Raw genomic sequence first — 18,991 nt, forward strand, 5'->3', positions numbered from 1 at the left:
TGAACTGGCAGGACGTGACCGCCGGAGACGCAACACTGGGAGCGGTGGTCAAAGACCTCAAGGAGCAACTGCGCACCCACCCAGATCCGCTCACTTACGGGTTACTGCGTTACCTCAACCCCGAGGTGGACCTGGCCGGCCCCGACCCGTCGCTCGGGTTCAACTACCTCGGTCGCCTCGGTGCTGGCGCTGCGCAGCTGTCCGAGGAGATGTGGAGTGTCAGCCACGGCGGCTTGACACTGGCTGAAGCTGCCGCAGCCGTACCCATGCCGTTGGCCCACACCCTCGAACTCAACGCCGCAGCCGTCGAAACCGCCGATGGTCCTACTCTGCGGGCCAACTGGACGTTCGCGCGCTCAGCGCTGGACCACACCGAAGCCGGCAGGTTCGGCATGCTGTTCTTCCAAGCGTTGCGCGGCATCTGCGCTCATGTCGCGAGTGGCGGCGGTGGGCTCACGCCTTCCGACATCGCCCCCGCCCGGCTCAGCCAAAACCAGATCGACGAGCTGGAGGCACACGAGCGCATCGCCGACATCCTGCCGCTGACCCCACTGCAACAGGGACTGCTCTTCCACGCCAGCACCACGACAAGCGCGGCCGACGACGTCTACGCGATGCAGCTCGACATCGCGATATCCGGCCCACTCGACCGCGACCGGCTCCGCGACGCGGTGCATAACGTCGCCATCCGCCACCCCAACCTCGCCGCGCGATTCTGCGGGCAATCCGACGAACCGGTGCAGATCATCCCGGCCGACCCGGCACCGGCCTGGCGGTACATCGACCTCACCCACAACGGCCGAAACCCCGGTGATCACGTCGAGGAGGTCCGCACCGAGGAACGCGCCGCGGTCTGCGACCTCACCCGGCCGCCGGCCTTCCGAGCGGCGTTGATCCGCGTCGCGCCGGACAGGCACCGGTTCGTGCTCACCAATCACCACATCGTGCTCGACGGCTGGTCGTTGCCGGTCCTGATGCAGGAGCTCTTCGCCGCCTACTACGGGCAGCGGTTGCCCGCGGCGACGCCGTACCGGAACTTCGTCGCGTGGCTGGCCGAACAGGACATCGACGCGGCTCGTGCCGCCTGGCGCGAAGTGCTGGCCGGTTTCGACACACCCACCCTGGTCGGTTCACCGGGCCGACTGACGCCGGGGCCGCGGGGCACCGCCTCGATCTCACTGCCGGCACGAAACACCCACGCCCTCAACAATTTCGCGCGCGCGCAACGCACCACGGTCAACATCGTACTGCAGGCCGCCTGGGCGCAGGTGCTGATGTCGGCGACCGGCCACCACGACGTCGTGTTCGGCGCCGCGGTTTCCGGGCGACCCACCGAAGTGGTCGGGGCCGAAACGATGGTCGGGCTGTTGATCAACACGGTGCCGGTGCGCGCGGACGCCAACGCAGCGACCACCGTCGGCGACCTGCTCACCCAACTACAACGGGCCCACGTCGACACCCTCGAGCACCACCATCTAGCGCTCAACGAGATTCACAAAGTCACCGGCTGCGACCAGTTGTTCGACACCCTGTTCGTATACGAGAACTACCCCGTTGACACCAGCGCCCTGGCAGACGTGACCGAGTTGGCGATCACCGAGATCGTCGGCACCGAGTCCACGCATTATCCTCTGATGCTGCAGGCACGGTCGGCCGAGGAGTTGCGGTTGCGCATCGAGTTCGACGCCGATTTGTTCGACAGGACCCGAGTCGACGCGCTCATGCGACGCCTGCAGTGGGTGCTCGAGGAGATGACCGCCGATCCCACCCAAAGGCTGTCGTCGATGGATGTACTCGATGCCGCCGAACACGCCCAGCTCGACCGGTTCGGTAACCGCGAGGTGTTGCATCAGCCTGCGACGCTCGCGTCGATTCCGGCTCTGTGGGTCGCGCAGGTCGCGCGCACACCTGATGCGGTCGCCCTGAGTGACGAAACGCGCTCGTGGACCTACGACGAGCTCGACGATGCGTCGAACCGGTTCGCGCGCTTGCTGATTGAGCATGGTGCCGGACCGGGGCAGTGCGTGGCACTCCTGCTGGAGAGGTCGGCCGAAGCGATCGTGTCGATACTCGCGACGCTCAAGGCCGGTGCGGCCTACCTGCCGATCGACCCCGCGCTACCGCCGAACCGAATCAGGTTCATGATTGAAGACGCCACGCCGATCGCCACGGTGACGTCTGCCGGACTGGTCGATCGGCTCGCCGGGTCGGGGTCGCCCACCATCGATGTGCACGACCCCGCGATCGACGCGCAACCGAGCGAGGCGCTAACACCGCCGGCACCCGACGATCTGGCCTACATCATCTATACCTCCGGCACCACTGGCGTGCCCAAAGGTGTTGCCATCTCGCACCGTAACGTCACGCAGCACCTTGATTCACTGGACCTCGGCCTGCCGCTGACGGCGGTCTGGGCGCAATGGCATTCGTTGGCCTTCGACGTCTCGGTGTGGGAGATCTGGGGCGCCCTGCTGCGCGGCGGCCGGCTGGTCGTGGTCCCCGACCTGGTGGCGGCGTCATCGGAAGACCTGCGCGAGTTGCTGCTGGCCGAAGACGTGGGCGTGCTCAGCCAAACCCCCTCGGCGGCCGCAATGCTCTCGCCCGAGGGACTGGAGTCGACCGCGTTGGTGGTCGCCGGGGAGGCCTGCCCAGTGGAGCTGGTCGAGCGCTGGGCGCAGAACGCGGTGCTGATCAACGCATACGGGCCCACCGAAACGACGGTGTACGCGACGATCAGCGCGCCGTTGACGGCGGGGCCGGGTCCGGTGCCGATCGGCGCCCCGGTCGCAGGCGCAGCGTTGTTCGTGCTCGACGGGTGGCTGCGGCCGACGGCCGCCGGCGTGGTCGGCGAACTGTACGTAGCCGGCCGCGGCGTGGGAGAGGGGTACTGGCGGCGGTCTAGGCTCACGGCCGCGCGGTTCGTCGCCTGTCCATTCGGTGGGCCGGGCGCCCGGATGTACCGCACCGGAGACCTGGTGCGGTGGGGCGACGACGGGCAACTTCAGTACCTGGGCCGCGCCGACGAGCAGGTCAAGATCCGCGGCTACCGCATCGAACTCGGTGAGGTACGCACCGCCCTGGTCGAATTGGACGGCGTCGAGCAGGCGGCGGTGATCGCTCGCGAGGACCACTGCGGCGACAAACGCCTCGTGGGCTACGTGGTCGGGACGGCAGACTCCTCCGACATTCGCGACCAGCTGGTCACAAGGCTGCCGGCGTACATGATTCCGGCGGCCGTGGTCGTCTTGGACGTTCTGCCGCTGACGGTCAACGGCAAGCTCGACACCCGCGCCCTGCCGCCCCCCGAGTACGGCGGTGAGCGTTATCGGGCCCCGGGCAATGCGGTCGAGGAGATTGTGGCCGACATCTACGCCGAGGTGCTCAATGTCGGGCGGGTCGGCGTCGACGACTCCTTCTTCGACCTCGGCGGCGATTCGTTGTCAGCGATGCGGGCCGTGGCGGCGATCAACACCGCATTCGATTCCGGGCTCTCCGTGCGTGCCCTGTTCGACGTACCCACGGTCGCGCAACTGGCGCCTCGGGTGAGCGAGGCGGTCGGCCGGCGCGCACCGTTGGTGCCCGCCGAACGGCCCGCGGAGGTCCCGCTCTCCTTCGCGCAGCGCAGGCTGTGGATCCTCGACCAATTGCACGGTCCCTCACCGGTTTACAACATGGCGGTGGTGCTGGAGCTGTCCGGACGCCTGGATGCCGATGCGTTGGGCCTGGCACTGCACGACGTTGTCGCTCGCCACGAGACGCTGCGCACATTGTTCCTGGCGACCGACGGGGTGCCCTACCAGCTGGTGGTACCACCCGAGCGCGCCGACTACGGCTGGCACGTCGTCGACGCCCGCAACTGGTCGGCGACCACGCTGGAAGAGGCCGTCGAGCGCACAGTGCGTCACTCCTTCGATCTGGCCAGCGAAATGCCGTTCAGGGCAACGCTGTTCCGTGTCTCAGACCAGGAACACATTTTTGCTGCGGCGGTGCACCACATCGCCGCCGACGCCTCGTCGGTGAGCCCGCTGATGCGCGACCTCGGTGTGGCGTACGCCAGACGGTGCAGCGGACAGCCGCTCGACTGGCCGTCCTTGCCGGTCCAGTACGCCGACTACACGCTCTGGCAGCGCAGCGAATTCGGTGATGTCGATGCCGCCGACAGCCCGATCGCCGGGCAACTTGCGTACTGGAGGGATGCCCTGGCGGGATTGCCGGAACGGCTGCAACTCCCCACCGACCGGCCCTATCCACCGGTGGCCGATCAGGGCGGAGCCAGCGTGGCCGTGAACTGGCCGGCCGATTTGCAGAATCTGGTCCGCGAGGTGGCGCGCGAACACAACGGGACCAGCTTCATGGTGCTTCAGTCCGCTCTCGCGGTGCTATTGGCCAAGATCACCGCCAACAACGATGTCGCCGTGGGATTCCCGATCGTCGGTAGGGTCGACCGTGCGCTCGACGATCTGGTCGGATTCTTCGTCAACACGCTGGTTCTGCGGGTCGACCTCGGCGGTGATCCGACGCTGGCCGAAGTGCTGGACCAGGTGCGTAGGCGTAGCCTGTCCGCCTACGAAAACCAGGACGTGCCATTCGAATTACTCGTGGACCGGCTCAATTCGTCCCGCAGCCTGACCCATCATCCGCTGGTGCAGGTGATGCTTGCCTGGCAGAACGTGCTGGGTGAACACGGCAACGCCGCCGGGCTCAGCCTCGGTGATGTGCAAGTCACCCAGAGGCCGGTGGACATCCGCACCGCCCGAATGGATCTGGTGTTCCACCTGGCCGAGAACTGGACCGACACCGGCGAGCCCGGGGGGATACGCGGCGAGGTCGAGTTCCGCACCGACATATTCGACGTGGCGACCATCGAAACCCTGATCCGACGGCTGGAGCGGGTCCTGGTGGCCATGACGGCCGACCCGCAGCAGCGGATGTCGTCCATCGGCTTGCTCGACACCGGCGAGCAAGCGTTGCTGGACGAGGTCGGCAATCGCGCGGTGTTGGCGCGAGGAGCCTATCCCGAGGTGTCGATCCCGGCGTTGTTCGCCGCGCAGGTGGCGCGCACCCCCGAGGCGCAGGCGCTGAGCTGCGGCGGTCGGTCGATGACGTACCGACGACTGGACGACGACTCGAATCGGCTGGCACACAAGCTGATCAGCATGGGTGCGCGGACCGGCGAGTCGGTAGCGCTGCTATTGGAGCGTTCCGCCGAGGCGGTCGTGGCCATTCTCGCGGTACTCAAGACGGGTGCGGCCTACCTGCCGATCGATCCCGCGCATCCCGACGCGCGCCTCGAGTTCATGCTCGCAGACGCCGCACCGATCGCCTCGATCACCCGGGCCGGGCTGGCCGCACGGCTGGGCGGCCGCAACATGCCGGTCGTCGATGTCGCCGGGCCCTGCATCGACGTCCATCCCTGTTCCGCGCTGCCGCTGCCCGCCGCCGACGACCTTGCCTACGTCATCTACACCTCCGGAACCACCGGACTTCCCAAAGGGGTGGCCGTCGCCCACCGCACGGTGACCCAGTTGGTGCAGGCAACCGACGACGGCCTGCCACCGGCGGGGGTGTGGACACAGTGGCATTCGCTCGCCTTCGACGTGTCGGTGTGGGAGATATTCGGTGCTCTCCTGCGTGGCGGTCGACTGGTGGTCGTCCCCGAGGAGGTGGCATCGTCGCCACGGGACTTCCACGCGCTGCTGATCGACGAAAAGGTCAGCGTGTTGAACCAGACACCGTCGGCCGCAGGCTTGCTCTCCCCCGACGGCCTCGACGGAGTGGCGTTGGTGGTGGCAGGGGAGGCCTGTCCAGCCAACCTCGTCGATCGGTGGGCGGATGGTCGGCTGATGGTGAACGGCTACGGCCCCACGGAGACGTGGTACACGTCATTCAGCGCGCCGCTAATGGCGGGATCGCACGAGGTACCCATCGGTGCACCGATTTCGGGAGCGGCATTCTTCGTCCTCGACAACTGGCTGCGGCCGGTGCTTCCGGGCGTGGTCGGCGAGCTGTATGTGGCCGGTGACGGGCTGGCCTACGGATATGTGAACCGTGCCGGATTGACCGCCTCACGATTCGTGGCCTGTCCGTTCGCCGACGCGGAAGCATCGGGACGACGGATGTACCGCACCGGTGATGTCGTCCGGTGGGGCGCCGACGGGCAACTGCGCTACCTCGGGCGCGCCGACGAGCAGGTCAAGATCCGCGGCCACCGCATCGAACCAGGTGAGATCGAGGCGGCGCTCGCCGAGGTCGTCGGCGTGGAGCAGGTTGCGGTGGTTGCACGCGACGACCGCCTCGTCGGCTATGTGACCGAATGTTCCTCGGCTACAATCGATCCCGCACACATCCGACGCGTACTCGCCGAGCGCTTGCCAAGCTACATGGTGCCGGCTGCCATCGTGGTCGTCGACGCGTTGCCGCTAACCGTTAACGGCAAACTTGACGTCCGCGCCCTACCTCCGCCCGAATACCAGGGGGCCAAGGCCTACCGGGCGCCGGAAACGGCCACCGAGATGGTCATCGGTGACATCTACGCCCGGATCCTCGGCCTCGAGCGGGTTGGCGTTGACGACTCGTTCTTCGACCTCGGCGGCGACTCGCTGGGCGCGATCCGCGTTGTTGCAGCGATCAATTCCGAGCTAGACACTGACCTGGCGGTGCGCACGATGTTCCACGCACCGTCGGTCCGTGGCCTGAGCCGGCAACTGGGGACTCTGGACAGCGTTGCGGAGGTCGTGCCCGTCGAGGTACTCAAAGATGGTGTCGGCGTGCCGCTGTGCTGCATTCACGGAGGATTCGGACTCAGCTGGGTATATCGGATCCTCGCCGATCATCTGGACTGCCCGATAATGGGTATCAACCAGGCCGCGCCTGAAGGCGAAACGGTGCCCCGAACCATTTCCGAAATGGCGGCACGTTATGCCGACAGAATTCAGGCCCTCCAATCCAACGGTCGCTACAAGCTCCTTGGCTGGTCACTCGGCGGTGTGGTGGCCCAGGCCGTGGCCGTCGAACTGCAGCGCCGCGGATGTGTCGTTCAGAGCCTGGTCCTGTTGGACGACGCGTTCAGCGCGAACCGAGTGATGGTGACGGAGCAAGCCTCCGAACCGGGTGACATCCTGCGAAAGATCCTGCAACTGAACGGTATCGACGTCCCGTACCGAGAGGAACCGCTGACCTCCGCCGAGGCGGTGCAATCGGTTTATCGGCATTTCGAGGAGGCCGAGCTCGTACTCCCGTCGAAAGAGTTGCTGCAGTTCATGGTTCAGTGTCTCAGCGAAAATCAGCGGTACTTACAGGATCACGTTCCCGAGGTATTCGACGGCGACATGGTCGTCTTCTCTGCGAGCCACGACGACGTGACATGCCCAGTCCGGACCTGGCAGCCCTACGTCACGGGTGACGTCACGACGTACGCTGTCGACTGCTCACACCTTGAGATGCTGACGAGCGAGTCGCTCGGCAGGTATGTCGGACAACTCAAGCAGGCACTGGAAGCGCGATGACCGATAGCACACTCGACATAGTCGACATGCCCCGCGGCGGTCCTGAGGCGTCGTGGTTGGACCGGCGGTTGCAGACGCATCGGCTCGAGTACCTCGACCGCGACGACGTCGACGAGTTGAAACGAAAGGTCGTGGTGGCCCTCGACCGCGGTGGGCGGCGACGACGGTTGGGCGTCTACGGCAAGATCGCCAAGGTCGTGCTCGACGAGGTGGCCGAGTTCTCCTCGCCGAAGATTCTGGAGTTGGGAGCGGGCCTTGGCGGGCTGTCGGAGAAAGTGCTCGAGAGCCACCCCACTGCTCGGGTCACGGTAACCGACATCGATCCCTCCTTCGTCGGGATTGTTGCCGCGGGTGGGCTCGGCAGTGATCCCCGTGCCACGGTGCGGGAAATGGATGCCACCGAAATCGACGCCCCCGACGGGTTTTACGACCTCGCCGTGTTCGCGTTGTCGTTGCATCACCTGCCACCCGCACAGGCCGCACTTGTGTTCGCCGAGGGAACGCGGGCAGCGAAGAAGCTGATGATTATCGACCTGCGCCGACCGCCGGCGCCCGTGCATGCGGTTGTGCTGGCAGCGACGCTGCCGTTCTGCCCGCTGATGCCGCTGCTGCACGACGGGGTAATCAGCTCACTACGTGCCTACAGTCCGTCGGCATTGAGTGCGCTCGCGCGTTACGCCGGTCCGGAGATCACCGTCAAATTTCGCACCCGCCCGTTCGGCCCAACCGTCGTGGTCGCGAGCCGACGTCAAGTCAGCTGACCGGGCCGGGCGATCCTCTCGGTGAAGTTCAACGCCGTGCATTGATTGCGCTGTGAGCGGACCAACGGACACCGGGTTGCAGACCGCCGCCGACGTCCGGTCTGACATGGCGACGCGGCATGCGCAATCAATCGCTCGCCGACCGAATGCGTCAAAGGCTTCCGAGGTCGTCAGGCACGTCGACGGCGTGTTCGCGCAGCGCCTCCAGCGGAACCACCTGGAGCGTCCGCTCGTGCGTAGACGCCAGCACCACCGGCGCGGCGAAGCCGTCCTGGTAGGCCTTCAACCAGTTCACCGCGGTCACGCACCAGCGGTCGCCGGGCCGAAGACCGGGAAAGCGGTACTCCGGTCGCGAGGTGGACAGGTCGTTGCCGATCGACCGCTGGTGCCGGAGGAACTCCGCCGTCACCACCGCGCAGATCGTGTGGCTTCCGAGATCCTCGGGCCCGGTTGAACAGCACCCGTCCCTGTAGAAGCCGGTCAGCGGGTCGGAACTGCACGGCTGAAGCGGCTCGCCGAGCACATTGAGTTCAGCCACCAGTCGTCCATCGTTTCGGAGGGTCCTAATATTCAGTACTACCCGAACATATTCGAGTGAACGAGGAGCATCCGGCATGGCCGCGCTCAGGACTGGCGACGGATTTCCCGACATCGTCGTGACCGCTGTCGCCTCGACGACAGCGTTGGCCACCGACGCCGAAGAGACCTGGAGGCTGCTCCAGCAGGGCAGAAGCGGCATCCGGGCGCTCGACAAGTGGTTCATCGACGAGTTCGACTCGCCGGTCCGCATCGGGGGCGCGATCCTCGAGAATCTCGACGAGCATTTGGACCGCGTCGAACGGCGCCGGACGTCGTACATGCAGAAGATGTCGACCGTCCTGAGCCGCAGGCTCTGGGAGATCGCGGGCAACCCCGACGTCGACACCCGCCGGCTGGCGGTGTCGGTCGGCCTCGCGCTCGGCAGCACCGAAGAAATCCCGCTCCAGCACGACCTCTGGCGGCAAAAGGGCCTGCGCGCCGTGTCGCCGCTGACCATCCAGATGTACATGCCCAACGGGGCGGCCGCCGCGGTCGGCCTGGATCGCAAGGCGAAGGCGGGCATCATCTCGCCGGTGATGGCCGACGCGTCGGGCGCCGCGGCCATCGCCCAGGGCTGGCGACACCTCGTCCTCGGCGAGGCCGACATGGTGATCTGCGGCGGCGTCGAGACCCACATCGAGGCGGTCCCGGTTGCGGCCTTCAGCCTGCAGGAACTGTTGTCGACCAACAACGACGATCCCGCTGGCGCCTGCCGACCCTTCGACAAGGACCGCGACGGCATGGTTTTCGGCGAAGGCGGCGCGCTGATGCTCATCGAAACCGAGGAGCACGCCAAGGCGCGCGGGGCGCAACCGCTGGCCCGGCTGATGGGCGCGAGCATGACCTCCGACGCCTACGACATCACCGAGCCCGATCCCGACGGCGAGCGCGCCAGCGACGCGATCGCCCGGGCAGTCGAACTGGCCGGCCTCAGCCCGACCGACATCGACCACATCAACGCCCACGCCACCGGCACCGTCCACGGCGACCTGGCCGAGGCCAAGGCCATCCGCAAGGCGCTCGGTGACCACTCACCTGCGGTGTACGCGCCCAAGGCGGCGCTGGGGCATTCACTGGGATCGGCCGGTGCGATCGAGGCCGTGTTGACGGTGCAGGCGCTGCGCGACGGGGTCGTACCGCCCACGCTCAACCTCAAGGACCTCGACCCGCAGATCGACCTCGACGTGGTTGCCGAGAGTCCGCGCCGCGCCGACTACCGGTACGCGGTCACCAACTCGTTCGGGCTCGGCGGATACAACGTGTCGTTGGTGTTCGGCGCCTACTAGCGGCTACTTGGTCAGCGTGAACTGTCCTACGTAGCTGACGTTACGGCTGAAGAAGTCCGAGCAACCGCGCAGGTACTTCATGTAGCGGTCGTAGACCTCCTGCGACGTCACCGCGATCGCCTGATCCTTGGCGGCCTCGAGCTTGTCGGCCCACGTGTCCAGGGTGCGGACGTAGTGCGGGGTCATATCGTCGAAGTCGGCGACGGTGAAGCCGGCGTTCCCCGCGAACTCGTAGACGTCCTCGTCGCACGGCACGGCGCCGCCGGGGAAGATCTCCTTGGCGATGAACCGCATGAACTTCAGGTCCGACATCACGATCGGGATGCCCAGCTCGGGCCAGCGCTTGAGCGGGTGCCCCATGATCGTCTGCAGCACCATCCGGCCGTCGGCGGGCATGACGCGGTGGCAGGTGTCGAAGAACGCCTTGTACTTCGTCTTGGGCCACGCCTCGAACGCCTCGATGGACACGATGCGATCGACCGGCTCGTCGAACTCCTCCCAGCCCTTGAGCAGCACCCGCCGGGACCGGTCCGTTTCGACCGCGTCGAGGATCTGCTGGCCCAGTGCGTGCTGATTACGGCTCAGCGTCAGCCCGACGACGTTGACGTCGTAGGTCTCGATCGCCCGCTTCATCACCGAAGCCCAGCCGCAGCCGACGTCGAGCAGCGTCATCCCGGGTTTCAGGTCGAGCTTGGCGAGCGCGCGGTCGATCTTGGCGTACTGCGCTTCCTCGAGGGACATGTCGTCACGCGCGTAGAACGCACAGCTGTAGGTCCGCGTCGGATCCTGAAAGAGGCCGAAGAAGTCGTTCGAAAGGTCGTAGTGGGCTTGAACGTCCTCGTACGCGACCTTCATCGTCGTCCCCGAATTATCCGACATTTCCTTTGGCCTCCTATGCGGTTACGCGACCCCGACGACCCCGTAACGACCAAGCTTTATATCGCATTTTTCCTAAACCGGCTAAGCAGCCGCCTTCTCGCACGTGAACTGAGCGACATCGGTGTAGCCGTCGCGGAAAAGATCGGCACAACCGGTCAGGTATTTGCGGAAGCGCTCGTAAATCTGCTCGGAGGTGATTTCGATCGCCTCGTCCTTCTTGGCCTCGAGGTTCGCTGCCCAGGTATCGAGCGTCTTGACGTAGTGCGACTGCAGGTGCTGTTCACGCGTGACCGTATAGCCGGCCTTGTTTGCGTGCTCGCGCACCATCGAGGCCAGCGGCAAACGTCCGCCGGGGTAGATCTCGTCCATGATGAACTTGATGAATCTCACCCGGGACATGGTCAGCGGCAGTCCTTTTGCCTTGATCTCCTCGTCCTCGGGAATGATGATCGTGTGTAGCATCATCACGCCGTCGTCGGGCATCCAGTTGAAGGTCTTCTTGAAGTAGTCGTCGTACTTGTTGAAGCCGAAGTGCTCGAACGCGCCGATGGAGACGATCCGGTCGACCCGGCCCTCGAATTCCTCCCACGGCTGCAGCCGGACTTCCATCTTCCGGTCGCTCTTGATGTTGGCGAACCGGTTCTCCTCGATGTGGCGCTTCTGGTTCTCGCTCAGCGTGAGGCCGATGACGTTGACGTCGTACTTCTCGACGGCCCGCTGAATCGTCGAACCCCAGCCGCAGCCGATGTCGAGCAGCGTCATTCCGGGCTTCAGGCCCAGCTTGCCCAGTGAGAGGTCGACCTTCGCGAGCTGCGCCTGCTCCAGCGTGTAGTCGTCCTTCTCGAAGTACGCGCAGCTGTAGGTCTGCGACGGGTCCTGCCAGAGCTTGAAGAACTCGTTGGAGATGTCGTAGTGGAACTGGACTTCGTCCTTGTCCGATCCGCGCGTCTGCGATGCGGATTTGGACAGCCACTTCGACTGCGCCTGGTCTGTCGAGCTCTGCTGTGTATCTGAGGTTCCCACCACGGCCCACCCTTAGAAACTGATCGAGGGACGAATATTCGACTATCGCGCAGTTTTTCTCGACACGATGGTGAAACAGTACCTCCGAGTGCTGCGGTGGTGAGGGGCGGCACCACGACATCAGGCCTAGATTTTCGAATTCCTGGTCATCCAGCGCATCACCTGCCAACCGACTAAGACCGGCAGCCAGATGGTCAGCACCCGATAGAGCAGAACCGACGGTACGGCGACGGCGGCGGGCATCCCGAACGCCGCCAGACCGCCGATCAGCGCCGCCTCGACCGCGCCGATCCCGCCCGGTGTGGGTGCGGCCGAGGCCAGCGTGCCGCCCACCATTGTCACCACGGTGACCGTGATGAACGACGTGTCACCGCCGAAGGCCTCGATCGCCGCCCACAGCGCGAACGCGTTGCCCAGCGTCGTCGCGGCGCAGCCCGCCATGATGATCGCCAGCCGTCGCGGTTCCCGGGCCAGTGCGATGAGGTGCCCGACCACCTCCTCCAGCCGCGGCCGCACCGCCGTCGACAGCCACCGCCGCAGCTTCGGCACCAACAAGAACGTGCCCACCAGCCCGAGCAGCACACCGCCGATCAGGTACAGCAGCGTCACGTTGGGGACGAAGCGCGACAGGTCGGCCGATACGCCGGCCGCGGTGGAGAAGAAGATGAGCAGCCCCAGGTGAGTGATGACCTGGACGGACTGCTGCAGCGCGACGGCGGTGGTGGCGCGCATCGGGCTGACACCGCCCTTCTGCAGGTACCGCGCGGACAGCGCCAGCCCGCCCACTCCAGCGGGCGTCGTGGTGGCGGCGAACTTGTTGGCCACCTGCATCACGATCAGCCCCCACAGGCTGACCAGCCCGTCGGCACACGCCCAAAGCGCCGCCGCCGCACCGAGGTACGTCAGGCTCGTGGCGGCCAGGCCGAGGAGCGCCCACCACCAGTTCGCGGTGCGCAGTTCGGTGACGAACGTCGGCACCGAGGAGAGGAACGGGTAGGCGACATAGACCAGCGCGGCCAGCAGTACCAGCTGGATCACCTGGCCGCGGGTGAACCGCGTGACGGTCTCGGTGCGGATCTCGTCCACGCGGGTCTGACGCTTCACCTCGTCACGGGCGGCGGAGATGACGGCCTTGGGGTCGGTCACGGAGTTGCGGATGCGCATCGGCATCGCGGCCATGGTCAGCCGCCGCGATGCGGTCAGCACCGCGTCGTTGCCGAACGCGTCGATCGCCGCCCGCACCGCCGAACCCGCGTCGTAGAGATGCGTCGTCGTCACCAGCAGCTGAGCGATGTCGCTGCGCAACTGGGCGTCGGTGGCGCCGTACTCGGCGTTGTCGAATCCGCCGAACAGCACCGTGTCTCCGTCCACGGTGATCTCGCTGCTGCGCAGGTCGCCGTGGGAGATCTGACAGTCGTGCAGGTCGCGCAGCGACTCCCACACCCGGCCGACGGGTATCGAGTCGGCGCACTCGCTGATCGGAATTCCGCGGGGCGGGGTGTGGGCGTACAGCGTCCAGCCGCGGTCCAGCGCGGCGACGGCGATCGTCGACGCGTTGGCGACCTTGAGCTCGCCGATCGCGATGGCCATCAGGGCGCGGTGCTCGACGAGGCGGCGCATCGACGCGTGCAGCGGCGCGGTCTCGCGGTCGCGCAACCGCACTTTTCGCCACAGCTGCAGCAGCACGCCGCCGCCCCGCTGGTGGGGTCCGTAAAGTTCCATCACCGCCGCGGTCTGCTGGTCTTCGCAGGTGGCGGTCAGCACCAGCGGTCCGGCGCCTGCCGGGCGCACCACCCGCAGGCCGGTGACGACGCATCCGCGCCGGGCCATCGCCCGCACCGCGCCGTCGAGGGGGACCTCCAGCCCGGGGGTTCCGACGACGAGCACCACCAGGGCGCCGACGAACCAGCCGGCCGCCAGCCCGACGAGCGAGCGGGCCGGCACCACCGCGCTGACGACCAGGTGGATTGGCACGAACGCCAGCAGCAGCGTCCACCACCAGCGCCGCCATCGGGCAGGCAACCAGGGGCCGGAGACGGTGAGCACCGCGGCGAGCATCGCGATCCAGCGCGGGTCGTCGACGAATTGGGACGCGAACGTGTCGAGGCGCCCGGACAGGTCGAAGTGCCAGCGCGGTGCGGTCAGCCCCAGGCCGCTGATCGACAATGCGGATCCGGCGATGACGGCCGCTGCGGCGTAGGCGGCGAGCAGCTTCCATTGTCGCGACAGGATCAGGCTGACCAGGATCACGAACGGCAGCGCGACGATCGCGATGCCATAGATGAGGTAGACCAGGTTGGCCTGGGTGGGCGTCAGAACCGCGACGATCTCGGAGATCGAGCGTTCCAGCGCCACCCACTCGTTGCGGGTGATGACCGAGCCGGTGATGACGATCGCGAGGAACAGCGCGGCCAGCACGACGCGGACGATGTCGTTGGTCCGCCTCGTCAAAGGCTGCAGCAGGCTGCCCGAGACGGCGATGTCCCGTCCGTCAACGCGCATGTATCAACGATCTTCTCCAGTCGGGGGTCACGTCGGTAGCGACCCGCCGTCAACTTAGCCGCTGACCCGTGGAAAGCGGCTCATTGGCCGACCGGGGACCGGAGAAGTCAGATCGCGTACTGCCTCGGCTCGTGCTGCACGGAGATCCAGTGCTCGGTGGTGAATTCGTCAATCGCCCATTGGCCGCCGAAGCGGCCGATCCCGGACGCCTTCTCCCCGCCGAAGGCCGTGTTGGCGTCGTCGTTGACGGGCGCGTCGTTGACGTGGGTCATGCCGGTGTCGATGCGCTGGGCGAACCGCACCGCGCGCTCGACGTCGCGGCTGAACACCGCCGACGACAACCCGTACTCGGTGGCGTTGGCAAGTTGCAGCGCGTCCTCGTCGCCGTCGGCCCGGATCACCGTCATCACCGGCCCAAACACCTCCTCGCGGGCGGTTGCCACGTCGTTGGAGCCGGTGAGGATGTGCGGTGGCAGGCACTGACCGGTCGGCCCGAAGGGATCGCCGCCGATCAGCAGGGAGGCGCCGTCGCTGCGGGCGCGGTCGAGTTTGTCCTGAATCGACTCCACCTGCGAGGTGTTGATGATCGGCCCCAGCTGGGTTTCCGGATCGCGCGGGTCGCCGACTTTGAGCTGCTTGGTCCGCTCGACGAAGCGGTCGAGGAACTCGTCGAAGACGCGCGTGTCGACGATCGTGCGGTTGCCGATCATGCAGATCTGGCCCTGGTGGAAGAACGACCCGAACACCGCGGCCCGGGCGGCCAGGTCGAGGTCGGCGTCCTCGAGCACGACGATAGGGCCGTTGCCACCGAGTTCGAGCGCGGTGCGCTTGATCCCGGCCTTGGCCGCGATGCCCTCGCCGACGGGCGTGGAGCCGGTGAACGAGACGACGCGCGGCACCGGATGCGCCACGATCGCGTCGCCGATGTCCGAGCCCGAGCCGATCACCACCGACAACAGCCCCGGCGGCAGGCCGGCCTCCTCGAAGATTCGCGCGAGCAGCAGTCCGCCGGTGACCGGGGTGTCGCCCGCCGGTTTGAGCACCACCGCGTTGCCGACGGCGAGCGCGGGCGCCACGGACCGGTTCGACAGCTGCATCGGGAAGTTCCACGGCGAGATCACCGCGACGACGCCGACGGGCTCGCGGTAGATGCGGCTCTCCTTGCCGGGGATGTCCGACGGCATGATCTTGCCCTCGACGTGGTGGGGCATCGACGCGGCTTCCCACAGCACCGAGCGCACCAGGCTCCACTCGAGTTCGGCCTTGGCGAGGGTGCCGCCGGATTCGCGGACCAACCAGTCGATGATCTCGTCCTTGCGCGCCCCCATCACGTCGGCGGCGTCGCGCATCACCTGCGCGCGGACCATGGGCGGTTGGGCCGCCCAATTTCGTTGTGCCTCAAGGGCCGTCGTGTAGGCCTCGTCGAGGTCGTCTGCGTCGGCCTGGGGAATCTCGGTCAGCACGTCGCCGGTGTAGGGGTCGGTGTCCTGCCGGGTCTTGCCGGACGAGCCTGCTCGCCACTGCTTGCCGATCGGCATGGTGTCGAAATCGGGATAGCGGGTCATTTTCATTGCCTACCCGCTGCCGACGGCATTACTCTATTAGGCATGAGTCCAACAACGGCGTCGGCGCTGCCGCCGGGACCTCGGCTCCCGTCGTTCGTACTGCTGTTGCTGATGATGCGGTGGTGGCCGCGGATCGTGTCGATCTGCCAACGCCGTTACGGCAACGTGTTCACGCTGACCAATTCGATGGTCGGCTCGATGGTCTACCTCTCCGATCCGGCTGACATCAAGACGGTGTTCGCCGGCGACCCGCGGATTTACCATGCCGGCGAGGCGAATTCGATGTTGGCGGGACTGTTGGGGGACAGCTCGGTGTTGGTCGTCGATGACGAGGTGCACCGAGAGCGCCGCCGGCTGATGATGGCGCCGTTCCACCGTGACGCGGTGGCGCGGCAGGCCGACGTGATGGCCGAGATCGCGGCGGACAACATCGCCGGGTGGCCGGTGGGGGAGCCGTTCGCGGTGGCGCCGAAAATGTCGGAGATCACCCTCGAGGTGATCCTGCGGACGGTGATCGGCGCCAGCGACCCCGATCGGTTGGCCGCGCTGCGCGAGGTGATGCCGCAACTGCTGAACGTCGGGCCGTGGGCATCGGTGGCGATCGCCAAACCCAAGCTGTTGAGACACCGCCTGTGGCAACGGTTGCGCCGCAACATGGATCACGCCGACCGGCTCCTGTATGCCGAGATCGCGGACCGCCGCGCCGATCCCAACCTCGCTGAGCGCACCGATGCGCTGGCGATGCTGGTGCGCGCTGGGGTCGACGACGGCGCGGGGATGACCGACCGGGAGCTGCGCGACCAACTGATCACGCTGTTAGTTGCCGGGCACGACACGACCGCAACCGGGTTGTCCTGGGCGCTGGAGCGGTTGACCCGCAATCCGGATGTGTTGTCAAAGGCCGTGCGGGCGGCCGAATCCGGCGACGACGAGTATCTGGACGCGATCGCCAAGGAGACGCTGCGAAATCGCCCCGTAGTTCCCGATGTCGGCCGGATCCTCACCGAGCCGGTGGAGATCGCCGGTTACCGGCTGCCTGCGGGGGTGATGGTGGTGCCGAGCATCACGCTGGTGCACGACGATGCCGGCATCTATCCCGACCCCGACCGCTTCGACCCGGATCGCATGGTCGGCGCGACTCTGAGCCCGACGACATGGCTGCCATTCGGCGGGGGCAATCGCCGCTGTCTCGGTGCGGGATTCGCGATGGTGGAGATGCGCGTGGTGTTGCGTGAGGTGTTGCGCCGCGTCGAGCTGGCGCCGACGAGGGCCGCAGGCGAACGGCCGAAGCTCAAGCACGTGATCATGACACCGCACCGCGGTGCGCGAATCACGGTGTCGGCGAAGAAGACTGCCGTGTCGACGGCAGCGGATCAAGCTGCATCAAGATCCGCCACCGCCGACACGTCATCCGCGACGCAGAACTGATCAGGGGATGTCGGTAGCGGGCACGGCGCCGCAAGCGACTCCGGGAATGCACCCGGCGGCGCCTTGCGGTCCGGCCACGCCGGACGGTCCGCCCGGAATGGCGCCCGCGGCGCCCTGCGGTCCGGCTGTTCCGCCCGGGCCGCCGGGGATGGCACCCGTCGCGCCTTGCGGTCCGGCTGCTCCCGCGGGACCGCCGGGGATCGCGCCCGCGGCACCCTCGGGTCCGGCCACGCCGGCCGGGCCCCCGGGGATCGCGCCCGCTGCGCCCTCGGGTCCGGCTACGCCGGCCGGTCCACCCGGAACGGCGCCGGCCGCGGCCGGAGCGCCAGGAGGCGGCGGCGGTGTCCACACACCCGGCGCGGGTGCTGGCGCCGGAGCCGGGGCCGGAGCGACCGCGCAGCCTGTGCCGGCGGGGTCGACGCAGCCCGAGGGGCCACCGGTCGGGAGGAACGACGGCGAAGCAAAGCCTGCAGGCGCGGCAGCGATCGCGGCAGCTGCCGCGCCGACCACCAGGAGCGGTGAAAACTTCTTCGAGTTGGTCAACATGCCGGTGCTTTTACCACTGTCACCAAAGCTCAAACCTCAAACCCCCGCGTGAGCCCACCTCAAACCCCCGCGAGTGACCGTGTTTGTGCGCCGACACGCCGCGTTTGGCCGTACAAGAGCGGTCGCTCGCGGCGGTTGAGTGGCCGCGCGACGGCTCGAGCCCCGCGACGGCTCGAGTACCACCCGTCAGGAGCGACGGTTCGCCGTGCCGCCGTCGTCGGCGAGGCTGGCGATCTCGCGGTCCCACGCCGCATACCGCACCCGCCGCAGGCACGGCCGGACGCCGACGACGAACATCGCCGCCACCGCCGTCACCGCGAGCCAGAACGACATCGCCGCGACCGCCGCGTCGACCCCGGCTCGCCACCACGGATCCAGCGGCTGCGCCCGACGGCCGTCCGGATGGACCGAGATGGCAATGGTCTGCCCAACTTTGACGGGCCGGTCCCACCGGAAACGCTCGGCGTGCCGAACATCCGCAAACCGCCAATTCGCCTGTACCACGGAGACATCGGTGCCTCGAAGCGTCGCGCTCGTCGCGGTGACGGTGGCAGTCACCGGGTACCGGTGCTGGGCTTCTGCGACATACGCGCGGCCACGTTCCTCGTGGATGGCCGTCGCCATCGCCTCGGCGACCGGTATGGCGATCAGCGAGGCCGTCACCGCCAGCACCATCACGAAGGTCTCGACGCGATCGCTCATGCGCACGAGCGGATTTCGACCGAGCGCGTGGATCATCCGCCAGTGCCACCACCCGCGCTGGACCGTCTGCATGGCGCCTCCCTCGGTCGTCCGAGGAATTGACCGAGACCGCCCATCCAAACCTCCTTCCACCCCCTCCGCGAGCATTGCTCCTATGTCAAGCCGCGGCGGGCTGGGGGGTGTGGTGGCGGGTTTGTTCATCGTTTCTGAGGTGG

11 protein-coding genes (1 of these 11 running past the window's edge) are annotated in these 18,991 nt (G+C 67.1%); 4 read left to right on the forward strand and 7 right to left on the reverse strand.

The features are described from left to right. Positions 1-7,505 carry the 3' end of a non-ribosomal peptide synthetase gene (locus A5790_RS00075; protein WP_066840375.1) on the forward strand. 22,519 nt of this gene lie to the left of the window's left edge, so 7,505 of the gene's 30,024 nt are visible here — the last part of the coding sequence; its start codon lies beyond the left edge, outside the window; its stop codon occupies positions 7,503-7,505. Further along, on the forward strand, positions 7,502-8,266 hold the full coding sequence (locus A5790_RS00080; protein ID WP_066840377.1) for a methyltransferase domain-containing protein: 765 nt from the start codon (positions 7,502-7,504) through the stop codon (positions 8,264-8,266). Before A5790_RS00075 ends, A5790_RS00080 begins: the two co-directional genes overlap by 4 nt. Before the next feature lie 151 nt (positions 8,267-8,417). Here the strand turns inward: A5790_RS00080 and A5790_RS00085 are convergent, their stop codons facing one another. Next, positions 8,418-8,804 (reverse strand): DUF2237 family protein, encoded by a 387-nt coding sequence (locus tag A5790_RS00085; RefSeq protein WP_066840379.1) that lies wholly within the window; start codon positions 8,802-8,804, stop codon positions 8,418-8,420. A 76-nt stretch (positions 8,805-8,880) separates the two neighbouring features. On the opposite strand from A5790_RS00085, the gene A5790_RS00090 reads away from it, so the two are divergent. Beyond that, the gene (locus tag A5790_RS00090; protein WP_066840381.1) at positions 8,881-10,131 is read left to right on the forward strand and encodes a KasA/KasB family beta-ketoacyl-ACP synthase; all 1,251 of its coding nucleotides are present in this window, start codon (positions 8,881-8,883) and stop codon (positions 10,129-10,131) included. 3 nt (positions 10,132-10,134) lie between these two features. Here A5790_RS00090 and A5790_RS00095 read toward each other — a convergent pair whose 3' ends face one another. The 4 genes from A5790_RS00095 to A5790_RS00110 all read right to left on the reverse strand — a co-directional run bounded on the left by A5790_RS00095 (position 10,135) and on the right by A5790_RS00110 (position 16,100). Beyond that, positions 10,135-11,010, reverse strand: coding sequence for a cyclopropane mycolic acid synthase family methyltransferase (locus tag A5790_RS00095; protein WP_197696677.1), 876 nt, complete (start codon positions 11,008-11,010; stop codon positions 10,135-10,137). An 81-nt stretch (positions 11,011-11,091) separates the two neighbouring features. Continuing rightward, positions 11,092-12,036: a cyclopropane mycolic acid synthase family methyltransferase gene (locus A5790_RS00100; RefSeq protein WP_064396577.1), complete on the reverse strand. Its 945-nt coding sequence runs from the start codon at positions 12,034-12,036 to the stop codon at positions 11,092-11,094. A gap of 123 nt (positions 12,037-12,159) precedes the next feature. Continuing rightward, entirely contained in the window at positions 12,160-14,535 is a 2,376-nt protein-coding gene (locus A5790_RS00105; protein WP_066840386.1) for a lysylphosphatidylglycerol synthase transmembrane domain-containing protein, read from the reverse strand. A gap of 107 nt (positions 14,536-14,642) precedes the next feature. Then, positions 14,643-16,100, reverse strand: a complete 1,458-nt coding sequence (locus A5790_RS00110) for an aldehyde dehydrogenase family protein (RefSeq protein ID WP_082961496.1) — start codon at positions 16,098-16,100, stop codon at positions 14,643-14,645. A 42-nt stretch (positions 16,101-16,142) separates the two neighbouring features. Between A5790_RS00110 and A5790_RS00115 the strand changes: the two genes are divergently transcribed. Next, positions 16,143-17,528 carry a cytochrome P450 gene (locus tag A5790_RS00115; RefSeq protein ID WP_066840389.1) on the forward strand — a complete coding sequence of 462 codons (1,386 nt, stop codon included), beginning with the start codon at positions 16,143-16,145 and terminating at the stop codon, positions 17,526-17,528. Here the strand turns inward: A5790_RS00115 and A5790_RS00120 are convergent, their stop codons facing one another. Then, positions 17,529-18,074, reverse strand: coding sequence for a hypothetical protein (locus A5790_RS00120; RefSeq protein ID WP_066840391.1), 546 nt, complete (start codon positions 18,072-18,074; stop codon positions 17,529-17,531). 186 nt (positions 18,075-18,260) lie between these two features. Then, on the reverse strand, positions 18,261-18,848 hold the full coding sequence (locus A5790_RS00125) for a hypothetical protein (protein WP_082961497.1): 588 nt from the start codon (positions 18,846-18,848) through the stop codon (positions 18,261-18,263). Positions 18,849-18,991: the final 143 nt, after the last annotated feature.

It is taken from the genome of Mycobacterium sp. 852002-51152_SCH6134967 (assembly GCF_001667105.1).
Taxonomy (GTDB): domain Bacteria; phylum Actinomycetota; class Actinomycetes; order Mycobacteriales; family Mycobacteriaceae; genus Mycobacterium; species Mycobacterium neumannii_A.